Source organism: Zavarzinella formosa DSM 19928, assembly GCF_000255705.1.
GTDB classification, from domain to species: Bacteria; Planctomycetota; Planctomycetia; order Gemmatales; family Gemmataceae; genus Zavarzinella; species Zavarzinella formosa.
Genome location: NZ_JH636440.1, coordinates 586967 through 596783 on the forward strand (window position 1 = coordinate 586967; position 9817 = coordinate 596783).

The window sequence follows — 9817 nt, forward strand, 5'->3', positions numbered from 1 at the left end:
GGCACGGCCAGCCGGCGCGATCCGCGTGATTCGACGATGCGCTCGGCGACGACTTCTTCACTGTCGTAGTCCGGTTCGTCCCGGTGGAGGCCGTCGGCCCGCAGGCTTTCCGGGTCCACGTGGGCCAGGTCGTACCGGCCCATGTAGGTGACGGCCAGTTCGCGGAAGATGTAGTCGATGATCGACGTCGCCATCTTGATGTGCGGGTTCCCCCCGACAATGCCGTTCGGCTCAAACCGCGTGAACACGAAAGCGTCCACGAATTCTTCCAGCGGCACGCCGTGCTGCAACCCGAGGGACACCGCGATGGCGAAGCAGTTCGTCATGCTGCGGAAGGCAGCCCCTTCCTTGTGCATGTCGATGAAGATTTCACCCAGCGCCCCGTCTTCGTATTCGCCGGTCCGCAGATAAACCTTGTGGTTCCCGATGCGGGCCTTTTGCGTGTAACCGGCCCGGCGATCCGGCAACCGGCGGCGGCGGGCGATGTACCGGTGAACGATCTTCTCGGCGATCCGCACGGCCTCCGGCTTTTGCGGAACCGGGGTGACGACCTCGGCCGCCGCCGCCGTTTCCAAGGCTTCGAGTTCCGGGGCGTCGGCCACCGAGTTCAACGGCTGGCTGAGCTTGGAACCATCGCGATAGAGGGCGTTGGCCTTGAGCATCAGGCCCCAACTCAGTTCATAAGCCTTCTTCACGTCCTCGACGGTTGCCTCGTGCGGCATGTTGATCGTCTTGGAAATGGCCCCGCTGATGAACGGCTGGGCGGCGGCCATCATGCGGATGTGCGACTCGGCCGAGAGGAATCGTTTCCCCTTCTTGCCGCACTTGTTCGCACAGTCGAAGACTGCGAGATGTTCCGGCCGCAGGAGCGGAGCCCCTTCGATGGTCATCGTCCCGCAGACATACTCGCTGGCCTCGGCCACCTGTTCGCGGGTGAAGCCGACATGGGCGAGCAGGTCAAACGAGTGGGCTTCGTAGACTTCCGGCTTGATGCCGAGGGTGTTGCGGAGGAAGTCTTCCCCGAGCGTCCAGCGGTTGAAGACGAACGGCAACTCGAACGCCCCGGCCATCGCCGCTTCGAGCTTCACCAAGATTTCGTCCGTGAAACCCTTGAGCCGCAAAGAGGCCGGGTTGATGTGCGGGCAGCCAATCAATGTGCCCGTGCCCCGGCAATACTTCACGATGGCGTCGATTTCCGCGGGCGTGTACCCAAGCCGGGCCAGCGCCGGGGGAACCGACTGGTTGATGATCTTGAAATACCCGCCCCCGGCGAGCTTCTTGAACTTCACCAGCGAGAAGTCCGGCTCGATGCCGGTCGTGTCGCAATCCATGACCAAGCCGATGGTGCCGGTCGGCGCCAAAACGGTCGTCTGGGCGTTGCGGAAGCCATGCTTCTCGCCAAGCTCCAACATGCGGTCCGCTTCGCGACGGGCTGCTTGAAGCAGATAATGCGGGCAATACAGGGGGGCAATGCCCACGGGGGTGACGGTCAGCCCCTCATACTCATGCGGCGGGGCGTTGTAAGCCGCCCGGCGGTGATTGCGAATCACCTTGAGCATCGCCTCCCGGTTCCCGGCATACAGCGGGAACGTGCCGAGTTCCCCGGCCATTTCCGCCGAGGTCGCATACGAGACATTGTGCATGATCGCCGTGATGGCCCCGGCCTGCGCCCGGCCCTCGTGCGAATCATACGGGATGCCCTGCACCATGAGCAGCGCGCCAAGATTGGCGTAACCGAGGCCCAGCGTGCGGAAGTCATAAGACTTCCGGGCCACCGGATGACTTGGGAACTGCGCCATGTACACGCTGACTTCGAGGATCACCGTCCAGATGCGATTCGCATGAACATAATTCTCGACCTCGAACTGCCCGCTGGCGGTGTCGTAGAATCGTAACAGGTTAAGCGAAGCGAGGTTACATGCCGTGTCGTCCAGGAACATGTATTCCGAACACGGGTTGCTTGCATTGATCCGGCCATCGGCGGGGCAAGTGTGCCATTCGTTGATGGTCGTGTCGAATTGCAGGCCGGGGTCGGCGCAGCTCCAAGCGGCGTAGGTGATTTCGTCCCACAGTTCGCGAGCCTTGAGTGTTTTGCACGGCTTGGGGTCGCGGTTTTGCTTCGCGGCCTTGTCCTTTTCCGTGCGGAAGTACAGATTCCACGGACCATCGTCCTGCACAGCCTTCATGAAATCGTTGGCGATCCGCACGGAGTTGTTGCTGTTTTGCCCGGAGACGGTGGCGTAGGCTTTCGAGTTCCAGTCCGTGTCGTATTCTTCGACTTCGATGCCGGTGAAGCCTTGTTGGGCCAGTTGAATCACGCGGGCGATGTAGTTTTCCGGCACGAGGGCGGCGCGGGCCTCAATGATCGCCTTGCGGAGGTCGCCGTTTTGCCGGGGATTGAGCTTGTCCCCGTCTTTGGTGTATGACGAGATGCCCTTGAAGATGGCGTTCAGATGGCGGTTCAGGAGTTTCGATCCCTGCACCAAGGCCGCGACCTTTTGCTCTTCGGCGACCTTCCAGTTGATGAACTCTTCGATGTCCGGGTGGTCGAGATCCAGCACGACCATCTTGGCCGCCCGCCGGGTTGTCCCGCCCGATTTGATGGCTCCGGCCGCCCGGTCGCCGATGCGGAGGAAGCTCATCAAGCCGGACGACTTGCCGCCGCCGGAGAGGGGTTCGCCTTCGCCGCGAATCTGGGAGAAGTTCGAGCCGGTGCCGCTGCCGTATTTGAAAATGCGGGCTTCGCGGACCCACAGGTCCATGATGCCGCCATCATTCACAAGGTCATCGCTGACGGATTGAATGAAACAGGCGTGCGGGGCCGGCCGTTCGTAGGCGCTGGAGGAGCGTTCGACTTCGTTCGTCAACGGGTTGACGAAGAGGTGCCCTTGGGGCGGCCCTTCGATGCCGTAGGCCCAATGCAGCCCGGTGTTAAACCATTGCGGGCTATTCGGGGCTGCCATCTGGCCGGCGAGCATGAAGCAGATTTCATCGTAAAACGCGCGGGCGTCCGGTTCGGAGGTGAAATAGCCCCCCTTCCAGCCCCAATACGTCCAGCACCCAGCCAGACGGCGAAACACCTGCCGCGAGTCGGTCTCGCCGATCAGCGTGGCCCCCTCGGCCGGCTGGCCGCGCTGCAACCATTCGGGCATTCCCTCCTCGGCCACCTTCGCCAGCCGGGTCGGCACCCCGGCCCGGCGGAAGTATTTCTGCGCGAGGATATCCACGGCCACCTGGGACCACCCCTCGGGGACCATCACGTCCTTCATCTCAAAAACAACGGAGCCGTTCGGATTGACAATCCGCGAAGTCCGGGGGGTAAACGTAATTCCGGCAAAGGCGTCCTTACCTTCGCGCGTGAACTGACGAGGGATGCGCATCGGGGTATTCCATCCGTCTTGGATTGGGGAACAAAGTCGGTAAGTAGATTTTTAATTCACAAACCGCCGGGAAACCCGATTTGCTGGGTGGTTCCCGTGAAGTTGTGAGAGGAGACGCGCGCAAAAATAGCCACCACTTGGCGCGTCCGTCAGAATCGGCATAATCGGTGCCGAAGACAAAAGTATACTGGTGAACAGATGTCCGTCAAGAGAAACAGTTTTTCGCGCCCGACACTAGAGATTTGTTGAAGACACCCCGGCGAGTCACAAAAGGCCAAGGGCCGAATTGGGGACGGTGGAAAAACAGATTCAATCCGACGTCGGCTCGGCGACCAATTCACGCAGATGCTCCACGGAAGGAGCCTTCCAAATCACATCCTTCAGTCGGCGCAACGCCTTGAGATTAAGATTCGGCAGAGTCTCTTCGGCAAAAATCCGGCCGGCATCGTCAAATCTGGCGGCCAAAGTTGGTTCCAGTACTTCACGCAACCCCTTTGATTCGCCTTGATCCATGCAAAATTGTTCGGTGGATGTCAGATATGGCATTCTTTTCTCCTGCTGGATGACATCAACGCCTTCGCGGAATCGCTGGGTCAACTCCGATGGCAAATCCAAAAACCAGTCAACCAAACGATACATCTGCCGGATATCCTCAGGACTGGCTCCTCGATCCGTCAGTCGCCGCACAAGCCGGAGCTTGGCTGTCAGCCGTTGTTCCGGATCGTTGCCGGTCAGCAGGCTTTCCAAATGGGCGGCGACCATCAGCCCGATTGGATTGGGGTGTTGCTCCAGTTCGCCGATTCGGTCAGCCAGATCAAGCAGTTTGGCGGTGAGAAACGGCAATCGGATGGTCTGCCCCAGATGGGGGATATTATACTCGCTTGGCCGCCAGGCTGGCGAGTCGTCGCCCAAGATCACGAGGTTGACCGGGTGTCGGCCGTACAAGTCGAACAGACGGATGTGATAGATGAAAATTCGCTCGGCCAGTCTGGCGTCGTGCTGGCTTTGAACCTCCACATGGATGTAAAGCCAGGCAAAGTCCCCGGTCTTCAGACGAACCCGTGTGAGGTTGTCCACCCTCGCCTCGCCGATTTCCGCCTCCCGCATGATCGATTGCAATTCCTTGTCCAAACTCACCGGCGGCTCGGCCCAGTCAATCTGGTCGTGAAGTTCCGGGAAGAAAAACGAGACGAATCGCTCGAAAAAGATGGCGAGCGTTTCCTTCCACGGTGAGTCAAATTCACGGGCCAAGTTTCTCTCCTTGTTCGGAAGCCTCATTCAAGGCAACTCAATCCCCTTGAGTTCAAATGGCACCCGGAGTTCCCGCATCGGCCCCGGCGTTTGATATTCCAGTTTCCAATCGGCCCCCACTTTTCCGGCGCGGTTTTTGAAGAGGTAGCGGATGGAGCGGTCGCCGTATTCTGCGTCGTCGGATTTGATGGGTTCGCCGGTTGGCGGCGCCAGTCGCAGGCGGTTGTTACGGATCCAGTAAATTTCGTGGCTCTCCCACACGGCGCTGGTGGGGGGATAACTCAATTCCACATCGACGTACCAGTTGGCCCCGGCGTTGCCGACTTTGCTGATGGCCGCGCTGACTCCCTGTTGGTTCGGGGCGGCAGCCGGTTTCAAAGCGTTGAACGAAAATGCCAGCATCTCATCCGCGATGGTCAATTGCACCGACCCGGCGACGTTCAGACTCTTGCTGGTTCGCTTGAGTCCGAGGGGCCGGGTGACCAATGGGGAGGTTATCCCGCTGGTGAAGGTTCTGGCTCCGCCGGAACCGACGGCGTATTTCATTCCGGTTTCATCCGTCACGGAGGTAATCAACGGGGAGGCATCAATGCGATAGGCATGAACCGTCGGGAGCCAGGCGATTTCCAAATGCAAGTCACAGATGGTTTGCCTGGTGATTAAATCTTTGCGAAGAGCCACGTCATGGACGGCAAATCGGAAGGGGCCGTGAAGGTCGGGGATCACCGTTTCGGCGCCGGACTTGAGGGCGATCTTGCCGCCGACGAGGGACAGATGGCTTTCGGTGTGTTTGGCCAGATGTTCGAGCGCCGCCCAATAACTCGTTTCTTTGAGGGGGCCGGGAACCTTGGCCGAGGCGTCGATGGCCGAAATGTCGATCTTCAGGCCGCTGTTCGTCTCCAGCATGGCCACGAATTCTTTGGCGGTGACCTGACCGTCAGCCAGCGTAAATTTCCCGGCGGGGGGAAGTTCGTCCCCGGCCAGAAGAAAATTCACATTTGCAAAGACCAACCCGAGTAAAATAGCATAACGGCTCATGCGAAGGCTCCGGGGATGCGGAATTTGCCGATGACGAAGAGTCGGCAACCGGGGAGAAGGGTTGCGTTTGTAGACGGGACGATTCCCCCTCGATATCTTATCTGGGAATTCGAGCGGCACTCAAACGGATTCTCCCGCCGATGACAGACGTGCCATCGCCCGTCGCCAGTCGGCTCACCCCGCCGCCCGACGATGACCGCCGCCAAACCGTCAGATTTCCATGGAGACCGTGCGCGATGATCGTCCGAACTGAAGACTTGGTTCGTCGCTCGGCACTTTCGTCGGAACTCGTGGACATTGACCCGCTGGAAACAGCCGAATGGCTGGATTCCGTCGAGGCTGTCCTGCGAATTCAAGGACCGGAACGAGCCGCGTTTATTCTCGAAGCCCTGCAAAACAAAATCCGCGCCGCCGGCGTGTCAACAGGCGGGACCATCCAATCCCCCTATTTGAACACCATCCCGCTGGATCAAGAAGTTCCCTACCCTGGCGACCGGGCGATGGAACGGAAGATCAAGAGCATCATCCGCTGGAACGCGATGGCGATGGTGGCCAAGGCCAACAAAACCACGAACGTCGGCGGTCACATCGCCACCTATCAATCGGCCGCCACGCTGTATGAAGTCGGCTTCAACCACTTCTTCCGCGGCCGCACCGAAGACAGCCACGGCGACATCATCTATTTCCAAGGCCACGCCTCCCCCGGCCCCTACGCCCGAGCGTTCGTGGAAGGCCGGTTGCCGGAACAAAAGCTCATCAACTTCCGGCAGGAACTCCAACCCGGCGGCGGTCTGTCCAGTTATCCGCACCCGTGGCTGATGCCGGACTTCTGGCAATACCCGACCGTGAGCATGGGCATCGGCCCGATCATGGCCATCTATCAGGCCCGTTATGCCCGCTACTTGGAAAACCGGGGCCTCGCGGAAACACGCGGCACGCACATTTGGGCCTACCTCGGCGACGGCGAATGTGACGAACCCGAAACCCTCGGCTGCCTCAGCATCGCGGCCCGCGAAAAGCTCGACAACCTGATCTTCGTCATCAACTGCAACCTCCAGCGGCTTGACGGCCCGGTGCGTGGCAGCGGCAAGATCATTCAAGAATTGGAAGGCATCTTCAAGGGCGCCGGCTGGAACGTTGTGAAGTGCATGTGGGGTTCCGATTGGGACGAACTCCTTGCCCGCGACGCCAGCGGGGCTTTGTCCCGTCGGATGCTCGAAGTGCCGGACGGCGAATATCAGGAATATGCCTACGCTGCCAAAAAAGGCAACTATGGCATCATCCGTGAGAAGTTCTTCAATACGGCAGAATTGAAGGCCCTCGTCGCTCACTTGTCGGACGAACAACTGGCCAATCTGAAACGCGGCGGGCACGACCCGGCGAAAGTGTACAACGCCTACCGGGCGGCCATGAACCATCGGGGCGGCCCGACGGTGATCTTGGCTCACACCATCAAGGGTTATGGCACTGCTTCCGAGGCCAACAACACGGCCCACCAAGAAAAGAAGCTGGAAATCTCCCTGACGGACGAGGAAAAAGCCGCTTTGGAGGCCGATGGCTACAAAAAGGCTCAGGAACTCAAGGGATTGAAGAGTTTCCGCGACCGTTTCCAAATCCCGCTGACAGACGCTGATCTTGCCGAATACAAGTTCTACCGTCCGTCCGAGACGTCGCCGGAAATGCTTTATTTGCGGGAACGCCGCAAGGCCCTCGGCGGCTATCAACCCTCGCGGAACAATGAATTTGTGCCGTGCCAGCCGCCTCGGCCGGAAGTCTTCCAACGGTCTCATCAGGGGACGGTCGCCAAGGGACAATCCACGACACTGGCGTGGGTGATCCTCATGGGCCAGTTGATGAAAGATCCGAACGTCGGCAAGTTGATCGTTCCCATCGTCCCGGACGAAGGGCAGACGTTCGGTCTGCCGCCGCTGTACAACCAGTTTGGTTTGTACAACTCGCTCGGTCAGAAATACATCCCCGTGGACTCGGGGTCGGCCAGTTCTTACCGCGAGGCGACCAACGGCCAGATCTTCCAAGAGGGGATCAACGAAGCCGGGAGCATGGCGACGTTCATCGCCGCCGGGACGGCGTACAGCACGTTCTCGATCAACACGATCCCGTTCTACGTCTACTATTCGATGTTCGGTTTCCAGCGGGTTGGCGACCTGATCTGGGCGGCGGCCGACAGCCGGTGCCGTGGCTTCCTCATGGGGGCCACCGCCGGACGAACCACGCTTAACGGCGAAGGCTTGCAACACGAAGACGGGCACAGCCATCTGGCCGCCCTCACCGTGCCGACCTGTCGGGCCTACGATCCCGCTTGGGGTTATGAACTGGCCGTGATTGTCGAGGAAGGCATCAACCGGATGTATGTGAAGGGGGAAGACCTCTTCTATTACCTCACGATCTACAACGAAGCCTATGACATGCCCGCCATGCCCGAGGGCGTGAAGGATGGTATCCTCAAGGGCCTGTATGCCTTCAAGACCGTCAAGCCCGAAGGGGCGAAGCAGACGGTGCAACTGCTCGGCAGCGGCGTCATCTTGCGGGAAGTGCTGCGGGCGCAAGAGATTTTGGCCACCAAGTACAAAGTGGCCAGCACGGTCTACAGCGCCACCAGTTACCAAGAATTGCGGCGGGATTGCATCGAAGTCGAGCGATTCAACCGTCTCCACCCGGATCAGCCGAAGAAGAAGAGCCACGTGGAAACAGTGCTGGGAAGCACGCCCGGCCCGGTGGTCGCGTCGAGCGATTACATGCGGACGTTGCAGGAACAAATCTCCCCGTACCTCGGCGGCCGATTGCTGGCCCTCGGCACGGATGGTTTCGGCCGATCCGAAACCCGGCAGAACCTGCGCCGGTTCTTCGAGGTGGATGCCGAGCATGTGACCATCGCCGCGTTGTACGCCTTGGCCGAACGGGGCGAATTGGATCGCAAGGTGGTGGCTCAGGCGATCAAGGATTTGGGCATCGACCCGAACAAGCCGCACCCGTGGACGGTTTGAAGATGACAAGGCGGCTGTCAGAAAACTGACACCGCCTATGTTGATTTGGTCGTCCTGACTTTTTCCAAAAAGCGGGAGTGGTCGGATGAATTTCTGCCTGCCGAACATGGGCGAGGGAATCACGGATGCCACCGTGATTGCCGTCTGTGTGAAACCGGGTCAGAGTGTCAAAGTCGGGGATGAATTGTTTGTCGTGGAGACGGACAAGGCTTCCATGCCCGTTGGGGCAACTTCAAGCGGTGTGGTCACCGAGTTGAAAGTCAGACCGGGAGACAAGATCAAGGTCGGGGTGGTCATGGCCATTTTCGGCGGAAGCGGCTCCTCGGCTCCCGCTGATCCAAACCGTCCGCGAGGTTGGAAGAGATGACACACCACTGACGACTTGCTTGGCCGTGTCGCTGCTCATACAGTCGTGAAAACAAACGTTGAATCACATCCCGCAAGGTTGGGGCTCTCATGGATTTTCGTCTGCCGGAGTTGGGTGAGGGAATTGCGGATGCCACCGTCGTCAACGTCGCGGTGAAGCCGGGCCAGGCGGTGAAGGCGGGCGACACGCTCATTGAAGTGGAGACGGACAAAGCCTCCATGCCGATCACCGCCACCTCGGACGGCACCGTCACCGAATTGAAGGTCAAGCAAGGGGACAAGGTCAAGGTCGGGGCCGTGGTCGCCATCTTCGGCGGCGGCTCCTCTGCCCCAGCCACTCCGACGGCGGCTCCCGCTAAACCAGCCGCTGCCCCGGCTCCGGCTGCCAAGGAAGCCGAGGCTCCGAAAGCTGCTCCGGCCGCTGCGGCTCCCGCCGGGGACTTTCAGCAGAAGCTTCCGAATCTGGGCGAAGGAATCGAGAACGGCACCATCGTCGCCGTGTCCGTGAAGGCTGGCGACACGGTGAAAGCCGGGCAGGAAATCTTTGTCATCGAGACGGACAAGGCTTCCATGCCAGTTCCGTCTGATGTCGATGGCACGGTGAAAGAGATCAAAGTCAAAGTGGGGGACAAAGTCTCCATCGGGGCCGTGATCGCGGTGATTGCCTCCTCCGGGGCGGCATCCACAAAGGCCGCTCCCACCCCCGCGCCGACCGGCGAAAAGGCTGCCCCGGCCAAGGCGCAATCGGCGCCGACAGCCCCGGCGTCCGAAAACGGC

6 protein-coding genes are annotated in these 9817 nt (G+C 60.0%); 3 read left to right on the forward strand and 3 right to left on the reverse strand.

Annotated elements, in window-relative coordinates:
* From BGIM_RS50210 to BGIM_RS0113395, 3 genes are all read right to left on the reverse strand, one after another.
* On the reverse strand, nucleotides 1–3380 hold a 3380-nt coding region (locus BGIM_RS50210; RefSeq protein ID WP_157369109.1), incomplete at its 3' end, for a vitamin B12-dependent ribonucleotide reductase.
* Nucleotides 3381–3689: 309 nt separating this feature from the next.
* Nucleotides 3690–4631, reverse strand: a complete 942-nt coding sequence (locus BGIM_RS0113390; protein WP_029630015.1) for an RpnC/YadD family protein — start codon at nucleotides 4629–4631, stop codon at nucleotides 3690–3692.
* A gap of 27 nt (nucleotides 4632–4658) precedes the next feature.
* Complete coding sequence (locus tag BGIM_RS0113395; RefSeq protein ID WP_020470280.1) at nucleotides 4659–5669, reverse strand: hypothetical protein; 1011 nt, start codon at nucleotides 5667–5669, stop codon at nucleotides 4659–4661.
* Nucleotides 5670–5905: 236 nt separating this feature from the next.
* Between BGIM_RS0113395 and aceE the strand changes: the two genes are divergently transcribed.
* The 3 genes from aceE to BGIM_RS66490 all read left to right on the forward strand — a co-directional run.
* Nucleotides 5906–8674, forward strand: a complete 2769-nt coding sequence (aceE, locus tag BGIM_RS0113400; RefSeq protein ID WP_020470281.1) for a pyruvate dehydrogenase (acetyl-transferring), homodimeric type — start codon at nucleotides 5906–5908, stop codon at nucleotides 8672–8674.
* 85 nt (nucleotides 8675–8759) lie between these two features.
* The gene (locus BGIM_RS0113405; RefSeq protein ID WP_020470282.1) at nucleotides 8760–9041 is read left to right on the forward strand and encodes a lipoyl domain-containing protein; all 282 of its coding nucleotides are present in this window, start codon (nucleotides 8760–8762) and stop codon (nucleotides 9039–9041) included.
* Between the two features lie 89 nt (nucleotides 9042–9130).
* Nucleotides 9131–9817 (forward strand): biotin/lipoyl-containing protein (locus BGIM_RS66490; protein WP_202947259.1); only part of this gene is annotated, 687 nt, incomplete at its 3' end.